The sequence below is a fragment of the Adlercreutzia equolifaciens genome, from assembly GCF_029076695.1.
In the GTDB taxonomy this organism is placed as follows: domain Bacteria; phylum Actinomycetota; class Coriobacteriia; order Coriobacteriales; family Eggerthellaceae; genus Adlercreutzia; species Adlercreutzia equolifaciens_A.
Window position 1 is genome coordinate 1 of the sequence record NZ_JARFIK010000017.1, and the last position, 501, is coordinate 501.

Sequence of the window (501 nt, forward strand, 5' to 3'; positions counted from 1 at the left end):
ATCGGCGTGGATATCGATAACCTGTATATTTCCCAGCCGGATAACGGTGAACAGGCCCTGGAGATCACAGAGACAATGGTCCGCTCCGGCGCTGTGGATATCGTGATCGTGGACTCTGTGGCAGCCCTGGTGCCCAAGGCGGAGATCGACGGCGATATGGGAGATTCCCATGTGGGCCTTCAGGCCCGTCTGATGTCCCAGGCCCTCAGAAAGCTGACAGCAGTGATCAGCCGGACCAACTGTATCGTGATCTTTATCAACCAGCTCCGTGAGAAGGTCGGCGTTATGTTCGGAAACCCGGAGACGACCACTGGTGGACGCGCCCTTAAGTTCTACTCTTCCGTTCGTCTTGACGTAAGAAGAACCGAGTCTTTAAAGCAGAGCGGCGAGGTGATCGGAAACCACGTCCGCGTAAAAGTTGTAAAGAATAAGATCGCTCCGCCATTTAAAGAGGCAGAGTTTGATATTATGTTCGGAAAAGGAATTTCCCGCGAGGGCGAT

The 501-nt window shown here is 53.5% G+C and carries 1 pseudogene; it reads left to right on the forward strand.

Features of this window, described 5'->3' with window-relative positions:
• A pseudogene (locus tag PZH32_RS11235) lies at positions 1-501 on the forward strand (recombinase RecA); the annotation flags it as partial.